18 protein-coding genes are annotated in these 22,189 nt (G+C 57.9%); 7 read left to right on the plus strand and 11 right to left on the minus strand.

Annotated features, from left to right (window positions below):
* Positions 1–31: 31 nt before the first annotated feature.
* From LG290_RS00245 to tkt, 4 genes are all read right to left on the minus strand, one after another.
* A complete protein-coding gene (locus tag LG290_RS00245) occupies positions 32–1,069 on the minus strand; it encodes a type I glyceraldehyde-3-phosphate dehydrogenase (protein ID WP_499835761.1) in 1,038 nt (345 codons plus the stop codon).
* A gap of 67 nt (positions 1,070–1,136) precedes the next feature.
* A complete protein-coding gene (locus tag LG290_RS00250; RefSeq protein ID WP_499835762.1) occupies positions 1,137–1,877 on the minus strand; it encodes an LrgB family protein in 741 nt (246 codons plus the stop codon).
* A complete protein-coding gene (locus LG290_RS00255; protein WP_499835763.1) occupies positions 1,864–2,220 on the minus strand; it encodes a CidA/LrgA family protein in 357 nt (118 codons plus the stop codon). The genes LG290_RS00250 and LG290_RS00255 overlap by 14 nt, the downstream gene beginning before the upstream one ends.
* 6 nt (positions 2,221–2,226) lie before the next feature.
* Entirely contained in the window at positions 2,227–4,218 is a 1,992-nt protein-coding gene (tkt, locus tag LG290_RS00260) for a transketolase (RefSeq protein WP_499835764.1), read from the minus strand.
* Between the two features lie 211 nt (positions 4,219–4,429).
* On the opposite strand from tkt, the gene metK reads away from it, so the two are divergent.
* Together metK and ligB are read left to right on the plus strand one after the other, a co-directional pair.
* Complete coding sequence (metK, locus tag LG290_RS00265; RefSeq protein ID WP_499835765.1) at positions 4,430–5,650, plus strand: methionine adenosyltransferase; 1,221 nt, start codon at positions 4,430–4,432, stop codon at positions 5,648–5,650.
* A 127-nt stretch (positions 5,651–5,777) separates the two neighbouring features.
* Positions 5,778–7,523 (plus strand): NAD-dependent DNA ligase LigB, encoded by a 1,746-nt coding sequence (ligB, locus tag LG290_RS00270; RefSeq protein ID WP_499835766.1) that lies wholly within the window; start codon positions 5,778–5,780, stop codon positions 7,521–7,523.
* Here the strand turns inward: ligB and LG290_RS00275 are convergent.
* Positions 7,500–8,438, minus strand: a complete 939-nt coding sequence (locus LG290_RS00275; RefSeq protein ID WP_499835767.1) for an AEC family transporter — start codon at positions 8,436–8,438, stop codon at positions 7,500–7,502. The genes ligB and LG290_RS00275 overlap by 24 nt on opposite strands.
* 139 nt (positions 8,439–8,577) lie before the next feature.
* Here LG290_RS00275 and metF point away from each other — a divergent pair, with 139 nt between their 5' ends.
* Together metF and sodC are read left to right on the plus strand one after the other, a co-directional pair.
* A complete protein-coding gene (metF, locus tag LG290_RS00280; protein WP_499835768.1) occupies positions 8,578–9,417 on the plus strand; it encodes a methylenetetrahydrofolate reductase [NAD(P)H] in 840 nt (279 codons plus the stop codon).
* A gap of 103 nt (positions 9,418–9,520) precedes the next feature.
* Positions 9,521–10,069, plus strand: a complete 549-nt coding sequence (sodC, locus tag LG290_RS00285) for a superoxide dismutase family protein (protein ID WP_160419788.1) — start codon at positions 9,521–9,523, stop codon at positions 10,067–10,069.
* Between the two features lie 76 nt (positions 10,070–10,145).
* On the opposite strand, the gene LG290_RS00290 is transcribed toward sodC, so the two are convergent.
* The 4 genes from LG290_RS00290 to prlC all read right to left on the minus strand — a co-directional run bounded on the left by LG290_RS00290 (position 10,146) and on the right by prlC (position 16,053).
* On the minus strand, positions 10,146–12,338 hold the full coding sequence (locus tag LG290_RS00290) for a TRAP transporter permease (RefSeq protein ID WP_499835769.1): 2,193 nt from the start codon (positions 12,336–12,338) through the stop codon (positions 10,146–10,148).
* A 98-nt stretch (positions 12,339–12,436) separates the two neighbouring features.
* Entirely contained in the window at positions 12,437–13,420 is a 984-nt protein-coding gene (locus LG290_RS00295) for a TAXI family TRAP transporter solute-binding subunit (RefSeq protein WP_160419790.1), read from the minus strand.
* A 272-nt stretch (positions 13,421–13,692) separates the two neighbouring features.
* Positions 13,693–13,947, minus strand: a complete 255-nt coding sequence (locus LG290_RS00300; RefSeq protein WP_499835770.1) for a YheV family putative zinc ribbon protein — start codon at positions 13,945–13,947, stop codon at positions 13,693–13,695.
* A gap of 57 nt (positions 13,948–14,004) precedes the next feature.
* Positions 14,005–16,053 (minus strand): oligopeptidase A, encoded by a 2,049-nt coding sequence (gene prlC, locus LG290_RS00305; protein WP_499835771.1) that lies wholly within the window; start codon positions 16,051–16,053, stop codon positions 14,005–14,007.
* A gap of 169 nt (positions 16,054–16,222) precedes the next feature.
* Here prlC and LG290_RS00310 point away from each other — a divergent pair, with 169 nt between their 5' ends.
* The 3 genes from LG290_RS00310 (at position 16,223) to LG290_RS00320 (ending at position 18,913) form a co-directional block, all read left to right on the plus strand.
* A complete protein-coding gene (locus LG290_RS00310) occupies positions 16,223–17,563 on the plus strand; it encodes a sodium-dependent transporter (RefSeq protein WP_499835772.1) in 1,341 nt (446 codons plus the stop codon).
* Positions 17,564–17,598: 35 nt separating this feature from the next.
* Positions 17,599–18,147, plus strand: coding sequence for a gamma carbonic anhydrase family protein (locus tag LG290_RS00315; RefSeq protein WP_499835773.1), 549 nt, complete (start codon positions 17,599–17,601; stop codon positions 18,145–18,147).
* Between the two features lie 94 nt (positions 18,148–18,241).
* Complete coding sequence (locus LG290_RS00320) at positions 18,242–18,913, plus strand: metal-dependent hydrolase (protein WP_160419795.1); 672 nt, start codon at positions 18,242–18,244, stop codon at positions 18,911–18,913.
* Here the strand turns inward: LG290_RS00320 and LG290_RS00325 are convergent.
* Together LG290_RS00325 and LG290_RS00330 are read right to left on the minus strand one after the other, a co-directional pair.
* Positions 18,889–20,271, minus strand: a complete 1,383-nt coding sequence (locus tag LG290_RS00325; protein WP_499835774.1) for a sigma-54-dependent transcriptional regulator — start codon at positions 20,269–20,271, stop codon at positions 18,889–18,891. The two genes, LG290_RS00320 and LG290_RS00325, sit on opposite strands and share 25 nt — an antisense overlap.
* Complete coding sequence (locus LG290_RS00330; protein ID WP_499835775.1) at positions 20,264–22,171, minus strand: sensor histidine kinase; 1,908 nt, start codon at positions 22,169–22,171, stop codon at positions 20,264–20,266. Before LG290_RS00330 ends, LG290_RS00325 begins: the two co-directional genes overlap by 8 nt.
* Positions 22,172–22,189: the final 18 nt, after the last annotated feature.

Raw genomic sequence — 22,189 nt, forward strand, 5'->3', positions numbered from 1 at the left:
GTCAAAGCTTTAAAATAACGCTGCCGAAACGTTAATGAGTGGGCGGAAGCTTGGCCAACTGGCGACCGATATCGAGCATGCGATTGGCGAACCCCCATTCATTGTCGAACCAGCAGAGCAGTTTTACCAATTGTCCCCCGGCGACCCTTGTCTGGGTGGCGTCCACGATACCTGAGCGTGGGTCGTGGTTGAAATCGCTCGACGCCATGGGTTCTTCGGTATAGCCCAGCACCCCGACAAGCCGCTCACGGCTGGCTTGGCGCAACAGAGCGTTGACTTCGCTGGCCGATGTCTGGCGATTCACGCAAAGCGACATGTCCATGGCCGAGACATTGATGGTCGGTACACGCATGTGCAAGCATTCGAAACGCCCCGCCAGGTGAGGCATCAACCGGTTGATGCCAAGCGCCAGGTTGGTATCCACCGGGACGATCGAATGCATGGCCGAGCGTGTCAGGCGCAGATCGGTTTGGTGATAGGCATCAATCACCGGCTGGTCATTCATCGCTGAGTGAATGGTAGTGGTGACGCCATGGGCCAGCCCCAAGGCTTCATCGAGCACCGTCAATACCGGGATCAGGCAGTTGGTGGTGCAGGAAGCCGCCGACAGGATGCGTTGCGAGCGCGACAAGCGGTGGTCGTTGATGCCACAGACGATGGTCGCGTCGACATCGCTTTCCGCTGGTTGGGAAAACAGTAATTGCTTGGCGCCCGCTTCAAGGTGTTTCTTAGCGGTATGGCGATCCTTGAAGCTACCTGAACATTCCAGCACCAAGTCGATGTCGAGTACTCCCCAAGGCAGACACTCAGGGTCGGGCTCGCAGAGCACACGAATGGGACGACCATTGACTATCAAGTCACCATCACGACTTTCGACATGGCCGGGGAAACGACCGTGAGTCGTATCGTAGCGGGTCAGATAGGTAATGGTGGCCAGGTCGGAAAGCTCGTTGATGGCAACGACTTCGATATCCGTGTCACCCAGCTCCACCAACGCGCGGAGTACGCACTGTCCAATACGGCCATAGCCATTGATTGCGATGCGAAATACCGAAGGGGAGTAGGCCATGAAAGGGCTGACGCTCTGGATAGCAATAAAATGAATTAACGTAAGCGGGTGCCGATAATAGCGTATTTCAGCTAGTTACGCTCATACCGATAGCGCCTACCAGCCGCCAGGCCAGTGGCAGCAGCAGGGCCGTGAAGATACCCGTCAGGCTCATCCCCAAGGAGGCGAATGCCCCGGCGGTGGGGCTGATCTCAAAGGCGCGTACCGTACCGATCGCATGGCCGTTGAGCCCCAAGGCAAACCCAATGATGCGTTCATCCTTGATCTTCATCCAGCGTGCCAACAGGCTGACGAAAGCGATGGCCGCCACACCAGTGACCAGCAAGCCTCCCATCAGCAAGGCAATGGAGCCGCCCAGCTGTTGGGTAATGCCGATGGCGATGGGTGCGGTGACCGACTTTGCCGCCAGTGACGCAAGAATCGGCTGCGAGGCGCCCATCAACCAGGCAATGCCCAAGGCGTAAAGTATTGCCAGGCTAGCCGCCAGCGGTAAGCTGACCACTAATGGACGCCATAACTCGCGGATGCGGGACAATTGTTGATAGAGCGGCATGCCCAGTGCCACCGTGGCCGGGCCGAGCAGGATCGTCAGCCAGGTAGCACCTTCCCTGTACTCGGGGTAGGGAATGCCGCTCAGTGCCAAGAGAGCCGCCAGAAGGAGCGCGGCGATGAGTATGGCGGGTAGCCATGTGGGTTGTCCGAGGTGGCGAAATATCCCCATGCCCAATAGATAGGCGGCTAGAGTAAGCGCCACGGCAAATAACGGCGTGGCCAGCAGCGTGTCGCGGAGCGATTCAATCTGGTGCATGGTAACCCTGCATCAAGCGCTGCATCAGCCACAGGGTAGTGGCGACACTCAGCAGGGTACCGACAATCAAGGCGGAGAGAATGGCCATCCAGTAACCGGCCATTTCATCGAGGATGAAGAATACTCCCACCACGCCCGGCATGATCAGCATGGCCAGCAAGGCGATCAGCGGTTGTGCGGCGGCGGCCAGGCTTTCGGGTACTCCGCCACGCACCATCAGCGTAGCGCTGAGCAGTAACATGCCCACCACCCCGGCGGAGGCCGGCAGGCCGGTGAGCGTAACCACTGTTTCGCCGACCAGCCAGAAGCCCACCAGCCACAGAAAACCGCCTACGGCAGGCATGGCTTATTACCCGAGCAGTTCGTTGGCTTGGGTGACGATATTTTCCACCGTGAAGCCGAAGTGCTTGAACAGATCGCCGGCCGGCGCGGACTCGCCGTAGGTGGTCATGCCGATCACCCGCCCTTCCAGGCCCACATACTTGTACCAGTAGTCGGCATGTCCGGCCTCGATGGCGATTCGCTTGGTCACGCTTGGCGGCAGTACGCTTTCGCGGTAATCGGCACTCTGTCCGTTGAAGCGATAGGCGGACGGCATGGAAACCACGCGTACCTCCTTGCCTTGGGCTTCCAGCTCGGCGGCGGCTTCCATGGCCAGGGAAACTTCCGAACCGGTAGCAATCAGTATCAGCGCTGGCGTGCCGCCACTGTCTTTCAGCACATAAGCCCCGCGCTGGATATTGGCCAGCTGCTCCTTGGTGCGCGTCTGGTGCGGCAGGTTCTGACGCGAAAGCACCAGAGCGGTAGGACCCGAATGGCGCTTGATCGCGGCATCCCAGGAGGCGGCGGTTTCCACCGCATCGCAAGGCCGCCAAGTGCACAGATTCGGCGTAGTGCGCAGGCTGGTCAGCTGTTCGACAGGCTGATGCGTCGGGCCGTCTTCGCCCAGACCGATAGAGTCGTGGGTGAAGACGTAGATCACCTGCTGCCCCATCAAGGCTGCCATGCGCAGGGAGTTGCGCATGTATTCCATGAAGATCAGGAAGGTGGCGCCGTAAGGCACGAAACCGCCGTGCAGGGCGATACCGTTCATGATCGCCCCCATGCCGAATTCACGTACCCCGTAATGCAGGTAGTTGCCGCTGGCATCTAGGGGGGTAATCGCCTTGGCGCCGTCCCAGAACGTCAAGTTGGAAGGGGCAAGGTCGGCACTGCCGCCGAGCAGTTCGGGCATTTGTGGGCCTAGGGCGTTGAGTGCCGCGAGGGAGGCCTTGCGCGAGGCAATGCTTTCGCCTTTTTCCTGAGCCTTTTCGATCAGCGCTTCGCTGGTGATCTCCGCCGGCAGCTGGCGCTTCAGGCGACGCTTGAGCTCCCGAGCTTGTTCAGGAAATGCTTTGCTGTAGCGCTCGAAGCGTGATTTCCACTCGTCCTGACGGGCCTTGCCTTCCCTGCGAGCATCCCAGCCGGAGTAGACAGGCTCCGGAATATGAAACGGGGCATGGGGCCAGTCGAGCTCCTTGCGTGCAGCGGCGACTTCATCCTCGCCCAGTGGTGCCCCGTGGGCATCTTCCTTGCCCTGTTTGTTGGGGGCGCCGAAACCGATCACGGTCTTGCAGATAATCAGGCTGGGCTTGTCGTCATGGCTTTTGGCCAATTCGATCGCCGCCTTGATTTCGTTCGGATTATGACCGTCGACATTGGATACCACATGCCAGCCGTAAGCGTCGAACCGCTTGGCGGTATCATCGGTGAACCAGCCTTCGACTTCACCGTCGATGGAAATGCCGTTGTCGTCATAAAACACTACCAGCTTGCCCAGTTCCTGGGTGCCGGCGAGTGACGCGACTTCATGAGAGATGCCTTCCATCAAGCAGCCATCACCCACGAAGCACCAAGTGGTGTGATCTATGAGCGTATGGCCGGGGCGGTTGAACTGTGCCGCCAGCGTCTTTTCAGCCAACGCCATTCCCACTGCATTGGCCAGGCCTTGGCCCAGTGGCCCGGTGGTGGTTTCGATCCCCGGGGCGTAGCCGTATTCCGGGTGGCCGGCTGTGGGCGAGTGCAATTGACGAAAGCTTTGCAGGTGCTCCAGACTCACTTCGTAGCCGGTAAGGTGCAAAAGCGAGTAGAGCAGCATGGAACCATGCCCATTGGACAAGACGAAACGATCGCGATCGGCCCAGTTCGGATCGCTGGGATTATGCTTGAGGTAATCATTCCACAGCACCTCGGCAATATCCGCCATGCCCATGGGGGCACCAGGATGGCCGGATTTGGCTTTCTGGACGGCATCCATGGACAGAGCGCGAATGGCATTGGCCAGTTCGAAACGGGATGGCATGGGGTGCTCCTCGCCTGAAGTCGAAATTAAAGGCGCTATTGTCGCCGACTTGTGGAGCGGCGGCAAATTCTGGGAAGCCGGGGCTACAGCGTGTAGACTCTGCCTCCCGAAGCGGTGGGTGCCGCCTTCCTTTGCAGGCAGGCCTGTTCTGCCATGATTTCCTGCTGGTGCTGCGCTAATTGCAGCCGAGATACAGAGGGTCGAGAGCGCGATGAGCGAATATTCCCTGTTTACGTCCGAGTCCGTCTCCGAAGGCCATCCGGACAAGATCGCCGATCAGATTTCCGATGCGGTGTTGGATGCCATCATTGCCCGTGATAAACAGGCGCGCGTGGCATGCGAAACTTTGGTAAAAACCGGTGTGGCCATTATTGCCGGTGAAATCACCACCACGGCCTGGGTGGATCTGGAGGCGTTGGTGCGAGAGGTGATCACCGATATTGGTTATACCTCCTCGGATGTCGGCTTCGATGGCGTTACCTGCGGAGTGATCAATTTGATCGGCAAGCAGAGCGTGGAGATCGCCCAAGGCGTGGATCGCACCAAGCCGGAAGATCAGGGCGCGGGCGACCAAGGCTTGATGTTCGGCTATGCTAGCAACGAAACCGAGACATTAATGCCGGCACCGATTCACTATGCTCATCGGTTGGTCGAGCGTCAGGCAGAATTGCGTAAGCACGGCATGTTGCCGTGGCTGCGTCCGGATGCCAAGAGTCAGGTCACCTTCCGCTACAATGGCGAAGGCCAGCCGTGCGGCGTCGATGCGGTGGTGCTTTCCACGCAGCATGATCCTGACATCGAACAGGAAGACCTGCGTAAGATGGTCAAGCGTGAAATCATCGAGCATGTGTTACCGGCAGAATGGCTCGATGAAAAGACCCAATATCACATCAACCCCACCGGCAAGTTCGTGATAGGGGGCCCGGTGGGCGATTGCGGCTTGACCGGGCGCAAGATCATCGTCGACACCTACGGCGGCATGGCGCGCCACGGCGGCGGAGCTTTTTCGGGCAAGGATCCGTCCAAGGTCGACCGCAGCGCGGCTTACGCCGGACGCTATGTGGCAAAGAACATCGTCGCCGCAGGCCTTGCCGACAAATGCGAAATTCAGGTGGCCTATGCCATTGGCGTGGCTGAGCCGACCTCGGTGGCTATCGACACCTTTGGTACCGGCAAGATCGAGGATGCCAAGATCGTCGAGTTGGTGCGGGAGTATTTCGATCTGCGTCCCTTCGCGATTACCAAAATGTTGGACCTGCTGCATCCGATGTACCGTCTGACCTCGGTTTACGGCCATTTCGGTCGCGAGCCATTCGAATCCAGCTATGCCTGGATCGATGATCAAGGCAGGCAGCAAATCGAAACCTTTACCGCCTTTCCTTGGGAAAAAACCGACAAGGCTGATGCTCTACGCGAAGCAGCGGGTTTGTAACCGTTGTAAGACATTGACCGCATCGGCTGTAAGACAACGCCCCCACGGCTTTGCCGGGGGGCGTTTTTCATGGCTGACTTGGTTAGGCTGACGGGATTCCTTCAAGAAAGCGTTCAGGAGACATCCCATGCCGCCAAGGATAGCCCCATCATGGGGTGTCTGGATGAGAGCCATTCGGATAATTATTGTCAGGCTGAGCGTCGTCGGGATAAGCGTCGTTGGGGCAGGCTTGGCCCAAGCGGACGACATTGCTTGTCCAGACTGGCCGCAAGCCCGCCTGTTGCGGGAAGCCGACGCCTTGGCCGAGCAAGTGCAGCGCTGGGATCATACCTATCATCAGCAGGGCACCTCCCTGGTGGCCGACGAGCTTTACGATCAAGTGCTTGAGCGCCTGGCCGGCTGGCAAGATTGTCTCGGCAGGCCGATGGTGCATCAGCCATTGAGCGAAGCCTTCGGGGAAATATCTCATCCAGTGGTGCAGACCGGCCTAACAAAAACCGATGAGCCGGGCGTGAGACGCTGGACGAGTCGTCGGCAGGATGTATGGATTCAGCCCAAGGTGGATGGCGTGGCAGTCACGCTGCGCTATGTGGATGGTGCGCTGGTCCAGGCGGTCAGCCGTGGGGATGGTGAGCAGGGTCAAGACTGGACCGCCCATGCTCGGGCGCTCCCCGCCGTGCCGAATCGATTGCCTGAACCCGAAGATGTCGTGCTCCAGGGCGAGCTCTACTGGCGCTTGGAAAGGCATGTGCAATCGCGCAGCAAGACGCTTGAGGCCCGCAGCCGAGTGGTTGGTGTGATGGCGCAGCAAACCGCTTCCGTCAAGGAGTTGGCGAACATCGGTCTGTTCGTGTGGGATTGGCCGGATGGCCCGGCCGCCATGGAAAAGCGTCTTGAAACGCTGACGTTGCTGGGCTTTGATACCGCCGATTACACCCATCCGCTTAATGACCAAGATGCCGCCGGAAACTGGCGTGAACGCTGGTTCAATGGGCCATTACCCTTTGCCACCGATGGCGTGGTACTGCGCCAATCAAGCCGTCCTTCCGGTCGACGCTGGTCATCAGGCCCACCTGAATGGGCAGTGGCATGGAAATATCCACCTCGTCAGGCACTGGCGCAAGTGCGTGGGATTGAGTTCCGTGTGGGACGCACGGGCCGTATTACCCCCTTGGTATGGCTGTATCCTATCCGGCTTGAAGGACGTCGTATCAGCCGTGTATCGCTGGGCTCTTTTGAGCAATGGCAAGCGCTGGACCTGCGCGCCGGTGACCAGGTAGCGGTGCAACTGGCGGGCTTGACTATTCCGCAGCTTGCCGAGGTGGTCTGGCAAACAGAGGAACGCGAATCCCTGAACGTACCGGCTACCGAGGCCTATCACCTCCTGAGCTGTTTGCGCCTTATCGAGGGTTGCCAGGCACAGTTCGTCGCCAGGCTTGTCTGGCTCGGAGAGCAACTGGAAATGCGTGGTATAGGGGAAGGTACTTGGCAAGCTCTGGTAGATGCCGGGTTGTTGGAAGGCTTGCTGGACTGGATGAGTCTGGATACTGAAAGCCTTCAGGGGGTCTCTGGCGTGGGGGCTCTCAGAGCCTCTCAATTGCGTCAGAGCTTTAAGGTCGCACGGGAAAAACCGTTTCCCCAGTGGTTGGCGGCTCTCGGTGTGCCACCTGGAATAAATGCTGGCACCGCTGAGGAGTGGTCTGTACTCAAAGCGCGAACATTGAAGCAGTGGCAGACTATCCCGGATGTCGGTTCAGTCAGAAGTGAGGCCTTGCAGGCATTTTTTAGCCACCTTGAAATCCAGCAGCTGGCACAACGTTTGCAGCGCGAGGCGGTAGCCGGTTTCAAATCAACCGAGACTGGTCAGCGTTAGCATGATGCCGAAATAAAGCGGTATCAAAAAAGGCGCCAGCAAGGTGGAAACCAGCACGGCAAGGGCACCCTTCTGTGGTTGAATTCCCAACTCCATGGCCACCACCACTACGTTGGCGGCCATGGGCACCACGCCCAGAAGTAAAAAGGCCATGGCCAGTGGTGGAGAAATCTCTAGCCACCGCTGCAAGGCCAATACCGCTACCAGCGTCGCCAGCGGCCATACCAGGTACCTCACACCGACACAGGCGAGTACCAGACGGGTGTCCCAAGCGGCCAGCGTGGCCCGGCTCAAGGTCATGCCAATGATCATCATGCCCAACAGGGTATAGGTGGCGGGAAATACATCCAGTGATTGCATCACGGCGTCTGGTGGGCGAAGCCCGGCACTGGAAAGCATTAACGCGGCTAGAAAAGCGTAAATCAAGGGCAGCCGCAAGATCTTGACCAGGCTTTGGCGTACTGAAAACTGGCCACGAGCACTGATGTAAAAGCCCACGGTAAACTCATAAAGCGTGATGCCCAGCAGACAGAACAGGTAAAGCGTGACACCTTCCGCTGGCAGTATGATCAAGGCCACCGGAAGGCCGAAATAACCGGTGTTACCGGTGCCGGATGAAAAGGCTAGCAGAGCGCTTTCCGGGGCGTCGAAAAAATGCTGGGCCAGCCGATGGACAATCAGTGCAATCAAGCTGGAAAGCACGAACAGGGCGAGCGTCAGCAGAAGATAATCGGCTGTGGGACCACCCTGCATCAAGGCGCGAAAAAAGGTCAAAGGGGCGACCAGGTAAATCAGCAGTGTGGCGATGGGGTGCGGGTCGACAGCAAGACGCCTGGCGGCGAGCCACCCCAGCCCGACGAAACTCAACAGCATCAATAGCGGACCTGTCAGGGTGGCGGGGTTCAAGGCAAGCATCTGGGTTCCTCAAAGACGGAAAAGAACATGAATCAAATTGAAGTTTCGGCCGGGAATCTTTCATTGGCTCATGGCGCCAGGACAGGCGAGAATATCGCCAATAATCGCATATAACCTTTTAGATGATGAGGAAAAACGCATGAGCAGCCAAGAGCACCCCTTGGGTATCAGCTTTGAATTCTTTCCGCCAGGTACCGACGCCGGGCGCGACAAGCTCATGCAAGTGTGTGATGTGCTGGCGAGTCGTAACCCGCGTTTTTTCTCGGTGACTTACGGCGCCGGCGGCTCGACCCAGGCACGTACCCGTGAAGTAGTGCGTAAAGTGGGCCGCAGCGGAATTACCACTGCGCCCCACCTTTCATGTATCGGCAGTGACAAGGGTGAGTTGCGCGAGTTACTGGCGCAGTATCGAGAGGAAGGCATCAACAGCCTGGTGGCGCTACGCGGTGACATGCCTTCGGGTATGGGCAGCATCGGCGAGCTGCGCTATGCCAACGAACTGGTCGAATTCATCCGCGAGGAAACCGGCGATCATTTCGAGATTGCCGTGGCCGCTTACCCGGAGTCGCACCCCCAGGCACCCAGCTTCGACAAGGATGTGGAAAACTTCGCGCGTAAGATGAAAGCGGGAGCGAACCTGGCGATTACCCAATACTTCTTTACCGCTGACGCTTATTTCCACTTCGTTGACAAGGCGCGTGCCTTGGGCGTGGAACAGCCTATCGTGCCGGGTATCATGCCGATTACCAATTATACCAAGCTGGCGCGCTTTTCCGATGCTTGTGGGGCGGAAATACCCCGTTGGATTCGTAAGCAACTCGAAGCCTACGGCGATGACAGCGAGGCGATCGGTGATTTCGGCACGGACGTGATTTCACGCCTATGCCAGCGCCTGCTGGATGGCGGCGCTCCGGGATTGCATTTCTATACCCTGAATCAATCCAAAGCGCCGCTGCGCGTGCTCGATAATTTACGATAAACCCGAAAGATGAGAGCTTGAATAAGCGAGTTGGCGGCCTTTCGGTCAAGCGTCTAGCCTGAGTTCTGTAGGTTCCATGCAAACCGAATGAAGGAGCTGCACGATGCGCCATTTAATTCTCTCGGGAGTCGCCGTCTCTCTGCTGTTTGTCGGTGCGACAACCCATGCTCAAGAACAGGAACAGCACGACGTCGAGATGCATTGGGTCAGTAAAGACGGCATGGAGACATCGATTGGCACCGTCACTCTGGAAGAGAGAAAAGACGGACTACTTTTGACGCCCGACCTTTCGGGCATGATACCCGGCGTCTACGGCTTTCACGTTCACCAAAATGCCAGCTGTGAACCGAGCAAAAATGATGCTGGAGACATGGTCGCGGCGGGCCAGGCCGGTGGCCATTATGACCCCGAGAATACCGGCAGCCATGAAGGGCCTTATGGTGAGGGGCACCGTGGTGATCTCCCGGTACTTACCGTCAATGAGGAGGGCGAGGCCATGCATCCGGTATTGGCGCCACGGCTCAGCCTCGATGACATGCAGGGACGCAGCCTAGTGATTCATGCACAGGGCGATACTTATTCCAATGAACCCAAGGATGGCGGCGGTGGCCCACGCAAGGCCTGTGGTGTGGTCGAACTTTCCGGTAGTTAACAAAAAACCACCGACATGGACAATGTCGGTGGTTTTTATTGTGCGTGAAACATTGCGCCTATAACGCAAGCTGGCTTCAGGTGGTGGGCTTCACGCTGGCATGATTGCCATGCGCCTTGCGCTGCATCAAGAATAGCGCCGCTCCGATCACCAGTCCTGCAATGTCGGTATAAACGCCCCCATAGATCATGAAGATGGCACCTATCAGCATGATCACCCGCTGCCAGACCTTGACCGGACCGAAGAACCAGGCCTGCACCATGCCTGCGAGCAGTACGATACCCAGGGTGGCGGTGACGCCCACGCGCAGGATCTGCATCCAGCTACCCTCCATCAGCATGGCCGGGCTGTAGTAGAACATGAACGGCACGATAAAGGCGGCCAAGCCGATCTTGAATGAGGTGACCGACGTCTGCATGGCGTTGGCACCGGATATCCCCGCTGCCGCATACGAGGCCAAGGCCACGGGGGGCGTGATCGCCGAGACCACGGCGAAGTAAAACACGAAGAAGTGCGCCACCAGCGGTTGAATGCCGATATTGATCAACCCTGGCGCCACCACTGACGCGGCGACCGCATAAGCGGCGGTGGTGGGCATGCCCATGCCCAGCAAGATACTGATGCACATGGCGAACACCAGCGCCAGCAGCTGGCTGACCCCGGCCAGGCCGAGTAGCAGCGAAGAAAAGCGAGCCCCCACCCCGGTCAGGGAGATAACCCCCACGATCAAGCCGGCGCAGGCACAGACGGCGATGATCTGAATCGCCATGGTGCCGGCCAGTTGCAAGGCGGTGAGAATGGAGCGTATGCCCATCTTGTTAGGCGAAAACCAACTGACTACAGCGGCCGACGCAGTGGCCAGGGTACCGGCACGAATCACCGAATAACCCATGAACAACGCAAAAATCAGAATGATGATCGGCGTAAACAGGTAGACCTGCTTCACCAGTTTCGAGAACAGCGGAATCTCATCCTTGCGCATGCCGCGCATGCCTTTACGCGCAGCTTCGAAATCCACCATGAAGTAGACCGAGGCAAAATAAAGGATGGCTGGAATCACCGCCGCCAAGGCAATTTCGGTATAGGGAATACCGGTGATCTCCGCCATGATAAAGGCGCCTGCCCCCATGATCGGCGGCATGATCTGGCCGCCAGTGGACGCCGCAGCTTCGATGGCGCCGGCACTGCGCGCGGGATACCCCACTTTTTTCATCAACGGAATGGTCAGCGAGCCGGTGGATACCACGTTACCGGCGCTGGTGCCGTTGATCATGCCCATCAGGCCGGATGCAAAGATCGAGACCTTGGCCGGGCCGCCACGTGCACGACCGGCAGTGGCGAAGGCAAAGTTGACGAAGTAATCGCCCACCTTGGACGCTTGCAGAAACGCAGCGAAGATGATGAACAGAATAATGTACGTCGATGAGACCGCCGTGGTCGGGCCGAGGATGCCCGCATCGGTATAGACCTGGCTGAAGAAGCGGTTCATTGACAGTCCGGGATAGCCGAGAAAACCGGGCAGGTAGGGGCCGGCAAACACATAAAGCAGAAAGATTGCCGAAATGACCACCAGTGCCAGCCCCGTGACGCGTCGTGTCAGTTCAAGAATCAGCAGAGAGCCGGCAATCGCCGCCCAAGTAATGCCGGGAGGAGCAAAGGAAGTGCCGGTCGACATCCGGATGTCGGTGTTATAAGCCACCAATAAATAACCGGAACTCGCCAATGCACAGACCATCAACACCAGGTCGGCGGGGGTGAAACGGTGGCGAGCTTGGCGATAGAACCAGGAAATCCCGATGCTCGCCACAGTGGCGGCTATCAAGGGGAAACCGAAATGCCAAGTTTCCACCTGCGAGTCGATACGCAGGGCACCGCCGCTCAGGGTTTGCTGCATGAAAAATACCTGAATCAGCGAATAGATCGCTGGAATCAGTAGCGCATAGCTCACCCAGCCTAACCAAGGCGCGGAAGCGCGATGCTCCTGATCGGCAAAACGGGCACCGGCATACAGCCCGTAACCCAAGATCAATGCCCCGGCAATATGCACGATACGAAACGACCAGGTTTCCATCGGATAGACATTAAGTGAAATTAGGTGAAAGCTGGAATAAGCAATCGCTAACCCTGCAAACAGAAGCCACTGCCAGCCGGCAAAAACGCGGCGATTGGACTCCACCATATCTTCATCGACACCAGAGGCGATAGTGTCGGGTGGCGTCGGGGCGTCATCCTTGAAGCCGGTAGGATCTTGGTCTGGTTTGTGACTCATGGGGTCACCCTCACAGCAAAAGCAAAAAAAGGGGGCAAAAAGCGAAAGATGCCCCGTGCGGCATGGCCGGCACGGGGCACCGCTAACAAAGGGAAGGCTTACTTGATCAGGTCAGGGTCGATTTCGTAGCCGTTCTCTTCGTACCAACGAGCCGCACCCGGATGGAAAGGCAGCACTTTGTTATGCTTGATGTTTTCCGGAATGGTAGTTGCAGCACTACGGTGAATGGAGCGCATGCGGTCATTGTTTTCCATGGTGACCTTGGTCACTTCATAGATAAAGTCTTCCGGGAGGTCACAACCGGTAATGGCGAAGTTCCACATGGACACTGCACGGGCGTCTTCTTCCAGTGTTTCGTAAGTGCTGGCAGGAATGGAGAATTCCGCTACCGGGAAATTTTCGATAACGGTCTGTTGCTCTTCCTCGGTGAACTCGATGATGTTGACATCGGTCTGCACTTCCAGCTGGCTAACAGCCGGAATCGGAATGCCGGCGGCAAAGGCGATTACGTCGAGCAGACCATCCTGTAACTGGCCGCCAAGGTCCGTCCAGCCACCGTTACGCCGATCGAACTCTACACCTAGGGTTTCCAGAATCTCGGGGAAATAGGTGTCGGAAGTGGACGCGGCTGGGCCGAAGCCGATGCGGGCGCCATCCGGAATCTCGGAAATCGAGGTAATCCCGGAGCTTTCCAGTGCGGTAATCGAGAAGGGTGTCTCGTACATCGGGAACATGGCACAGACATTGTCCATTTCCAGGCCCGGTGCCAAGGGACTCTTACCGCTCACAGCATCCGCGGCGGGTCCCATGGTGGTCAGGCCGAAGGCGACATTGCCCTCATGAACCAGCGCCAGGTTCTGGGTCGGGCCACCGGTGACTTCGCCGCCGCCGGAAATACCCAGCTCGTCAGCAATGAAGTTGGCCCAGCCGGAGCCATAAACAAAGTAGGTGCCGCCCTGGCTTGCGGTCCCTACGGTGAAGTTGTCCGGCCAATCCGAACGCTCAGCGTGCGCGGCGGTACCGGCTACCAGCAGGGCGCTACCGGCGAGCAGGGTGAAAGTCTTGGGCATCATGTTGCGCATGTCGATTTTCCCGTTGTTTATTGGAATATTGATTGATGGCCGTTTGGGTAAGCGTCTTGGCTACCAGACGGCCATGCTGACACTCTAATCAACTGCAATTAGCGAACCATAAAATAAATAAAGCATTAAAAACAAAAGGTTAATACGGGGAGGTTCGACAAAAGTCGAAAAGGGAAGAGTGGAAAGTGGCTGGATAACCGCACACTACTGGTTGGCTCATGTGCGGTTTTTCGGACATTCTGGTGATAAGCGCAAGGGCGATAAGCGCAAAATTACGGCTTGTGGATCTTGCCAGGATCCAGAATGCGTACCGGCTGAACGTCCTGCTGCTTCTGTTCATCTCTTACCTGATTAACCCGGGTGTTCAGTTCGCCGAGTGCCTCGTCTTCAATGGCCAGCTGTTCAAAAAAATCACAGCTTACGCACTCGCGATAACGAATCCCGTTTTGTTCCCATGCACGGATACGGTCCATCTCGGCGCAGCGGGGGCAGGTGACCCCGGCAATAAAACGTTTGATAACAGCCATAAGAGGCTCCCAGAAAGTTGCTCGCCGGCCAATGCCGGCGAGCAACCGAAGTGAATGTCAGGCGGCATGAATGCCGCTGTGGCGCAGTAGAGGTTCAACGCTTGGATCGCGGCCTCGGAAGGCGCGGAATAGATCCGCCGCATCCCGGAGACCGCCGGGTTCGAGAATTTCACGGCGAAATCGCTGCCCAGTTTCGGGGTCGAATATACCGGCCTCTTCAAAGGCGCTCCAGGCATCCGCCGACAGCACTTCCGCCCATTTATAGCTGTAATAGCCTGCCGCATAGCCGCCGGCAAAGATATGCCCGAAGCTGTTTTGGAAGCGATTGAAGTCCGTTTTGGGTACCACCGAGATCGCTGCACGGATCTCGTCGAGCAAGGCCTGAATCTGTGTGGCGGTGGGGGTTTTGAGTTCATGATGCAGGCGCAGATCGAACAGCGAAAATTCCAGCTGGCGAACCATGCCCATGGCGGACTGGAAATTCTTGGCGGCTTGCAGGCGCTCGAGAAGCTCGGGGGGCAACGGCTCGCCGGTTTCCACGTGGCTGGCGAGCAAGTCGAGCCCCTCGCGTTCCCAGCAAAAATTCTCCATGAATTGGCTGGGCAGTTCAACGGCGTCCCATGCCACGCCATTGATACCGGAAATGTCGGCGATCTGCTGCTGGGTCAGCATATGATGCAGGCCGTGTCCAAACTCGTGAAACAGCGTGGTCACTTCATCATGAGTGAACAGCGCCGGTCGATCTCCTACAGGCGGCGTGAAGTTGCAGGTCAAGAAGGCGACCGGCAACTGAAGCCCTTCGCTGCTCTGGCGGCGTACTCGGCAATCGGCCATCCAGGCACCGCCACGCTTGCCTTCTCGGGCATAAAGGTCGAGATAAAAGCCGGCGATGACCTCACCGTTTTCGGTAATCTGGTAGTAGCGCACGTCGTCGTGATAACGCGGCGCCTCAGAATCTTCCTTGAAACGCACGCCGTAGAGACGTTCGACGACCTGAAATAGCCCGTCTATCACCTTGGGTGCCGGAAAGTAAGGGCGTAACTGTTCTTCGGAAATGACATGGCGTGCTTCGCGCAGCTTTTCACTGGCATAGGCCACATCCCAAGGCTGCAATTGGGTAATCCCCAATTCACGCTTGGCGTAGTCGGCAAGCTCGGAGAACTCTTCCTGGGCTTGAGGTACCGCCCGGCGAGCCAGGTCCTCCAGAAAGTCCAGGACTTGCCGGGGAGATTCCGCCATCTTGGTGGTCAGCGAATAGTCGGCGTAGCTGGCAAAACCCAGTAACTCGGCAAGCTCGGTGCGCAGCGCCAGGATTTCTTCCATGAGCGGAGCGTTATCGAAGTGCCCGGCATCCGGCCCTTGGTCGGAAGCACGGGTGATGAAGGCCGTGTACACCTCACGGCGCAATTCACGGTTATCGGCGTAGCAGATCACCGGATAGAAGCTGGGGAAATTCAAGGTGATCCGATAGCCTTCCAGCTCTTTGGCTTGGGCATTGGCCTTGAGGTTATCCAGGGCGCTCTGCGGGAGACCGGCAAGCTCGGTTTCGTCGTCAACCTGCTTGTACCAGGCTTGAGTGGCGTCCAGCACATTGTTGGAGTACTGGTTGGAAAGCTCAGAAAGGCGCGCCTTGATCTCGCCGTAACGGGCTTTTTGGGCCTGGGGTAAATCGACACCCGCAAGGTGGAAGTCACGCAGGGTATTCTCCACCGTGCGGCGCTGGGCTTGATCCAGCTCGGCCCAGGCGGGCCCTTCCTTGAGTGCCTGCCAAGCATGAAACAAGCCTTCGTGTTGGCTCACCCAGGTACTGTAGTCGGAAAGTTTGCTCAGGCATGCCTGGTAGGCTTCGCGCCATTCGGGAGAATTCATGGTGCCGTTGAGGTGAGAAACCGGTGCCCAGGCTTTGCTGAGACGATCGTTCAATGTTTCCAGCGGTGCCGCAACGCTTTCCCAGGTGGGAGTGCTGTGCTGGGCTTGAGCGGTGAGTTTTTCAATGGCCGCTCGATTGTCTGCCAGCAGGCTTTCCATCGCCGGTATCACGTGTTCAGGGCGAATTTCGTCAAAGGGCGGCAACTGATGGGTCTCGAGCAAGGGATTGCGGGACATGCGCACCTCGATAGTGATGGTCAGGAGTCGCTGAAAAAAAAGCGGAAAAGACTTCTGTTAAGGCCATAAATGCGGGCAAGTGTCATAGGTTTCAATGGCAAGGTTTGGCGGCGGTGCAAGGGCCTGCTAGTCTTGCTCGCTTCCAAACGCCAATGGGCAGGAGTAATCGATGAGCGAGACGCTGGAGCGCTGGGGCTCGAAGCGGGCCTTTATCTTGGCCGTCACCGGTGCCGCAGTGGGGCTGGGTAACATCTGGCGCTTTCCGTATATAGCCGGAGAAAACGGAGGTGCAGCCTTTTTGCTGATCTACGCCGCCTTTGTGGTATTGCTGGGGGTACCGGTGATGATGGCCGAAATTCTGGTCGGCCGAGCCGGGCGCCGGGGGCCAATGCAGGCATTGGGCGCCTTGGCGACCCAGGCAGGGGCCTCCCGCCATTGGCGCTGGCTGGGGGTGTTCGGTGCTTTCACCGTATTTTGCATCCTGTCGTTTTATTCGGTGGTGTCCGGTTGGTCGATAGAGTTTCTGGTGGCCTCGGTCAATGGCAATTTTATACAGGCAAGCCCCGCCGAGATCGGAGCAGGCTTCGATGCCTTCCTGGCGAATCCTGGACTGTTGGTTTTCAATCATTCGTTGTTTCTGTTCATGACCATGAGCGTGGTGGCAGCAGGTGTCGCCAAGGGCTTGGAGAGACTCAACAATCTATTGATGCCGTTGCTGTATATCTTGTTATTGTTATTGGCGGGCTATGCCGCGACTACTGAAGGATTCGGCCCGGCACTGGCCTGGCTGTTTGTGCCGGCTTTTGATGCCGTGACCTTGTCGGTCGTACTGCACGCCATGGGCCATGCTTTCTTTACCTTGGCGGTGGGTGCCTGTGCACTCATGGCCTATGGCGCCTATATGCCTGAGGAACAGAGCCTGCCCAAGGCGGCGGCCACCATTGCGGTGCTGGATATCAGTGTGGCGCTGATCGCCGGAATCGCGATATTTTCCGTGGTGTTCGCTCAAGGCATGGACCCCGCCGAAGGGCCGGGGCTGATGTTCGTCACCTTGCCTATCGCATTTTCCCATTTGCCTTGGGGGGCCGTATGGCTCAGTGCCTTCTTCTTGCTTTTGTTGCTGGCCACCTGGACCTCGGCGATCAATCTAGCCGAACCCATGGTGGCGACACTGGAAGGGTTGGGATGGAAGCGAGGCATGGCATCGGTGGCAGTCGGAAGTGGCGTATGGCTGGTGGGCGTGGTGGCCGCGATGTCATTCTCGGTATTGGCCGACTTTCGCCCGCTGTTCGGGCGTAATGTGTTTGAGTTGGTGAGCAGTATTCCGCCGGACATCTTTTTGCCGCTGGGTGGCATGCTGATTGCCATCTTCGCTGCCTGGATAATGCCTCAGGCTGCTGCGGCCGAGGCACTGGGGTCCAGCGAGCGAATGTTCCGGCTGTGGCGCCTGGTAGTGCGCTGGGTATCGATACCGCTCACCCTTGTCGTGCTGTTGAGCGCTTTGCTCTAGTGCCATAAAGCAGGTTTTCAATGACGGGAGATACCATGAAAGATCAGGCTATTCGCGGCTATCAGGGGGTGTCACCCCAGCTAGGCGAGCGAGTTTATGTCGATCCGGCTAGTGTGGTGCTGGGCGACGTGGTGTTGGGTGATGATTGCTCGGTATGGCCGATGACGGTGATTCGCGGCGATATGCACCGTATCCGCATTGGTGCACGCACCAGCGTGCAGGACGGCAGCGTGTTGCATATTACCCATGCCAGTGACTTCAATCCGGCGGGATTCGCGCTGACCATCGGCGATGATGTGACTATCGGCCACAAGGCGATTCTTCACGGCTGCACTCTGGGAAATCGTATTCTGGTGGGGATGGGCGCGATCGTCATGGATGGCGCCGTCGTGGAAGATGAGGTCATCATTGCGGCTGGGGCAGTGGTTACCCCGGGCAAACAGCTGGAAAGCGGTTATGTCTATGCCGGCAACCCGGCCAAGGCCATGCGACCGCTGAAGGATAAGGAACGTGCCTTCTTTACCTATACCGCAGGTAACTACGTGAAACTCAAGGACCAATACCTGCTGGAGCCAATGGGCTGACCCCAAGTCGCCACCCTGTGTTTTTATCCGAGAGAGAGTGTCGCGGTAGCCTGTAATCTGTTAATTTATCCAGCTTTTTAAGAGCTGCCGCGACATGGCCAATTTCCGCACCCACATCACCATTGCCGCTGTAGGCGGCACGCTGCTGGCGTATGCAGGTTGGCAGGTCCAGTGGTGGGCGGTACCTCAGGCGCTGCTGGCGCTGGCGCTGGTCACCTTCGGCGGTATCCTACCCGATATTGATGCTGACCGTTCGCGTTCCATACGCTTGATTTTCAACTTACTTTCCGTACCAGCCCTGGTGATGGGAGTGCTGTTGCTGCAGCCTTGGCTGACCCCCGGGGTGTTGCTGGTCGCCTGCGGGGGGATCTACTTTGCCGTGCGCTACCTGGGTAGCGTACTGTTTTCTCGGCTTACCGTGCATAGAGGCATCTGGCATTCGATACTGGCGGGGGCGTTATGTAGCCTGATGACCGCTGTAGTGAGTTTTCAATTATTGAAGCAGCCGGCTGGCTTGGCGTGGTCACATGGCATGGCCATCGGGGTAGGTTTTCTGATCCATCTATTGCTGGATGAGCTTTACAGCGTGGACCTGGAAGGTGCACGGTTGAAGCGCTCGTTCGGTACCGCCTTCAAGTTATGCGATGCGCGCCGACCGCTGTCCTCGCTGTTGATGCTGATCGCCACCGCGGTGCTGCTACCTTGGCTGCCACCCTGGAATGTGCTGGGCGAGCTGCTGGTTCAGGGGTCGTTCTTGTGGCGGTAATCGTCGGCTTTTAGTTGGTGCTTCTTGAGCTTGTCGTAAAGTGTCTTGCGGGGAATGCCCAGCTGTTGGCACACTTCGCTCACACGCCCTCTATAGCGTGCCAATGACTGACTGATCAGGCTTTTTTCGAACAGCTCGACTTGATGGGGAAGCGCGGGCTCGCAGGTGTCGGCGCTAGCCCCTTCGAGCAGTGCATCCAGACGATAATCAAAGGCCGCGCCGAGCAGGACGTAACGCTCGGCGAGGTTGCGCAGTTCGCGTACATTGCCTGGCCAGTCATGGGCCAGCAGCACGGCGATCCCCTGGCTATCCAGGGTGGGCGCTTCCAGACCGCTACGGTTGGCGGCAATTACCGCAAAATGCTGAAACAGCAGAGGGATATCCTCGCGCCGTTCGCGCAGGGCGGGAAGGGGCAGGGTCACGACGTTCAACCGATAGTAAAGATCTTCGCGAAACTGGCCGGTCTCGGCTGCCGTCTTGAGGTCCACCTTGGTGGCGGTGATCACGCGAATATTCAGCGGTACTACCTCATTGGCTCCCAGCCGTTCCACGGAGCGTTCCTGCAATACGCGCAGCAGCTTGACTTGCAATGCCAAAGGCATGGATTCGATTTCATCCAGAAACACCGTGCCGCCATTGGCATGCTCGAATTTACCGATACGCCGCTCGAAAGCGCCGGTAAAGGCGCCTTTTTCATGACCGAAAAGCTCGGATTCGATGGTGTTTTCCGGCACCGCGCCGCAGTTGATCGCCATGAAGGGACTGTTGCGGCGTGCACTGCGTTCGTGAATGGCCCGGGCCACCAGATCCTTGCCGGTACCGGTTTCCCCGAACAGCAGGACATCGGTTTCCACCTGACTGATGCGTTGAATCATTGCGGCCAGCCGAGAAATCACCGTGGTTCTGCCCACCAGGCGTGGACCCAGCGCGGCCTGCTGGACTTCCAGTTCAGCCTTCAGGCGGCGATTCTCCAGACTCAACTGGCGTTTTTCCACGCCTCGGCGCACTACCTCGACCAACTGATCGCCGGCAAAGGGTTTTTCCAGAAAATCCCAGGCACCTTCGCGCATGGCTTCGACTGCCGTGGAAATATCTCCATGGCCGGTAATCAGGATGATCGGCAGAGTAGGGTCGCGTTGGCGTAATTCACGCAGCAAGGCCATGCCGTCCATTCCAGGCATGCGAATGTCGCTGACCACCACGCCGGGAAAGTCGGCACTCAGCTGGCTCAAGGCACTTTCGGCACTTTCGTAACAGTGGGTGGCATAGCCGGCAAGCTCCAGGGTCTGGCTGGCGGTGATACGCAAATGGGGCTCGTCGTCGATGATCATCACCGGAAACGTCGACGGCTCATTCATGAGAAACACTCTCCTGAGAAGGCTGAGGCGATGAAGCAAGGCTGATAGTCAGCTCGAACTGGGCACCGCCTTCGAGGCAATTGGCGGCACGCAAGGTGCCGGCCAGGTCGTCAATGATACGTGAGGAAATCGAAAGGCCCAGCCCCAAACCACTGCCCGGGGTCTTGGTGGTAAAAAAGGGTTCGAAAATATGCGCCAGGTGGGCCTCGGGAATGCCGGGGCCGTTATCAGCGACACGGATCATGACCTTGTTGCCGGTTTGGCTGGCGCTTAGCTTCAGGCAAGGGTTTTCGGTGTCCTTCATGGCATGCAGGGCGTTGCTGATCAGATTGACCAGCACCTGCTCAAGGCGGATAAGGTCACCGGTGACCCAGAGTATCTCGTCGGGCCAATGCTGTTCTACCATCACGTTGCCTTCGCGAAGGCGGCTTTGGAATAGCCTCAAGGCGTAATCAACACAGGCCTGCACGGAGATGGTTTCCTGGCGCTCGCCGCTCTTGCGAGAAAACTGACGTAACTGGGCGCTGATCTCGGCCATGCGTTGAGTCAGGTCGATGATCTGCGCCAGGTTGGTATCGACATTGGTGTACTGCGCGCGGGCCAGAAAACTGCGGGCGTTCTCGCCATAGGCACGTATGGCTGCCAACGGTTGGTTGAGCTCATGGTTGATACCCGCGGCGAGCTGGCCCAGCACGGCAAGCTTGGCTGCCTGGATCAGTTCATCCTGGGTTTGGCGCAGGTTGTCTTCGGCGCGGCGACGTTCTTCGATTTCCGCCGATAGCCTGCTGTTGCTGGCCACCAGGTCTCGCGTGCGATGTTCGACGCTGACTTCCAGTTCGTCACGGACTCGTGCCAAAGTGCGGCGTTCACGTTCGGCGAAGGCTTCACGCTCACGGCGCAGGCGCAGGCGTTGCCAGCCAATGCCGCCACCGAGCAGCAGCACCCCGTAAAGGCCGCCCGCCATCGAGGCGGCTATCCATTGAGCGTTGGTCACCGGCGTCATCGGCTTGAGAATATGCATTTGCCAGCCAAACTCGGGAATAGGCTGGGTAAGCCTTAGATAGTTTTCATTTTTCATTGCGCCGTGGGCGAAACTGACGATCCGGCTATTGTCATCATAAGTGTCATGCTCCTCGATGCCCGCCGCAGGCAATGGTTCGTTGGCATAACGACGCGTTGCCAGTAGCGCTTCACGTTCGCTTTCGGAGAGTGGTTGCAGAGCCGTCATGCGCAGCTGTTCCCGACTGGCCATGAAAATGATGTCATCGGCATCGGTGACCAGCAGCGTTGCATCCTGTTTCGCCCAGCTTTCTTCAACGGTATCGAGCAATACCTTGATCACGATGACGCCATCCGGGCGAGCATCAGGGGCGGTATCGTCGAGCCACACCGGCGCGGAGAAATAATAGCCGCGTTCGAGCGACTGCACGCCCAAACCGAAAAAGCGCCCTTGGCCGCCGGCAATGGCAGCGGTGTAATAGCTGCGAAAAGCGTAGTTCTGGCCGATGAACGTATTGGCGCGATGCCAGTTGCTGGCCGCCAGGGTGGTGCCATGACGATCCAGCAGGTAGACATCGGACACCCCAGCCGTAAAGCGAAAGCGATCCAGCATCATGTTGAGCGGCATGGGATCCTGGCTTTTCGGTGAGGCGAGAAAGCGCTGCACACTTTCACGGGTGGCGAGCATGCTGGGCAGGTAATCGTAGCGCAGCAGGTAGCCGTTGAGGTTGGCCACCGATAAGCGCAGTTCGTTCTCGGCATCGCCTTGAAGGGTGGCGAGGGCTTGCTCCCGGGCTATCTGGGCTGCTTGCCACATGCATAGCAACAAGCCCAGGGAAAGCAGGACCAGCCAGAGACGCCGCCAGCGACGTGAAAGACCTGCCAGCAAAGTGGTGTTCATGGGCAAGTGTCCAGAACC

This window comes from Halomonas sediminis, assembly GCF_044871105.1.
GTDB lineage: Bacteria > Pseudomonadota > Gammaproteobacteria > Pseudomonadales > Halomonadaceae > Vreelandella > Vreelandella zhuhanensis.

Bases quoted from the DNA above. Each gene is read 5' to 3' on its own strand.
- LG290_RS00245 (WP_499835761.1), bottom strand. From the start codon at position 1,069: ATGGCCTACTCCCCTTCGGTATTTCGCATCGCAATCAATGGCTATGGC.
- LG290_RS00250 (WP_499835762.1), bottom strand. From the start codon at position 1,877: ATGCACCAGATTGAATCGCTCCGCGACACGCTGCTGGCCACGCCGTTA.
- LG290_RS00255 (WP_499835763.1), bottom strand. From the start codon at position 2,220: ATGCCTGCCGTAGGCGGTTTTCTGTGGCTGGTGGGCTTCTGGCTGGTC.
- tkt (WP_499835764.1), bottom strand. From the start codon at position 4,218: ATGCCATCCCGTTTCGAACTGGCCAATGCCATTCGCGCTCTGTCCATG.
- metK (WP_499835765.1), top strand. From the start codon at position 4,430: ATGAGCGAATATTCCCTGTTTACGTCCGAGTCCGTCTCCGAAGGCCAT.
- ligB (WP_499835766.1), top strand. From the start codon at position 5,778: ATGCCGCCAAGGATAGCCCCATCATGGGGTGTCTGGATGAGAGCCATT.
- LG290_RS00275 (WP_499835767.1), bottom strand. From the start codon at position 8,438: ATGCTTGCCTTGAACCCCGCCACCCTGACAGGTCCGCTATTGATGCTG.
- metF (WP_499835768.1), top strand. From the start codon at position 8,578: ATGAGCAGCCAAGAGCACCCCTTGGGTATCAGCTTTGAATTCTTTCCG.
- sodC (WP_160419788.1), top strand. From the start codon at position 9,521: ATGCGCCATTTAATTCTCTCGGGAGTCGCCGTCTCTCTGCTGTTTGTC.
- LG290_RS00290 (WP_499835769.1), bottom strand. From the start codon at position 12,338: ATGAGTCACAAACCAGACCAAGATCCTACCGGCTTCAAGGATGACGCC.
- LG290_RS00295 (WP_160419790.1), bottom strand. From the start codon at position 13,420: ATGCGCAACATGATGCCCAAGACTTTCACCCTGCTCGCCGGTAGCGCC.
- LG290_RS00300 (WP_499835770.1), bottom strand. From the start codon at position 13,947: ATGGCTGTTATCAAACGTTTTATTGCCGGGGTCACCTGCCCCCGCTGC.
- prlC (WP_499835771.1), bottom strand. From the start codon at position 16,053: ATGTCCCGCAATCCCTTGCTCGAGACCCATCAGTTGCCGCCCTTTGAC.
- LG290_RS00310 (WP_499835772.1), top strand. From the start codon at position 16,223: ATGAGCGAGACGCTGGAGCGCTGGGGCTCGAAGCGGGCCTTTATCTTG.
- LG290_RS00315 (WP_499835773.1), top strand. From the start codon at position 17,599: ATGAAAGATCAGGCTATTCGCGGCTATCAGGGGGTGTCACCCCAGCTA.
- LG290_RS00320 (WP_160419795.1), top strand. From the start codon at position 18,242: ATGGCCAATTTCCGCACCCACATCACCATTGCCGCTGTAGGCGGCACG.
- LG290_RS00325 (WP_499835774.1), bottom strand. From the start codon at position 20,271: ATGAATGAGCCGTCGACGTTTCCGGTGATGATCATCGACGACGAGCCC.
- LG290_RS00330 (WP_499835775.1), bottom strand. From the start codon at position 22,171: ATGAACACCACTTTGCTGGCAGGTCTTTCACGTCGCTGGCGGCGTCTC.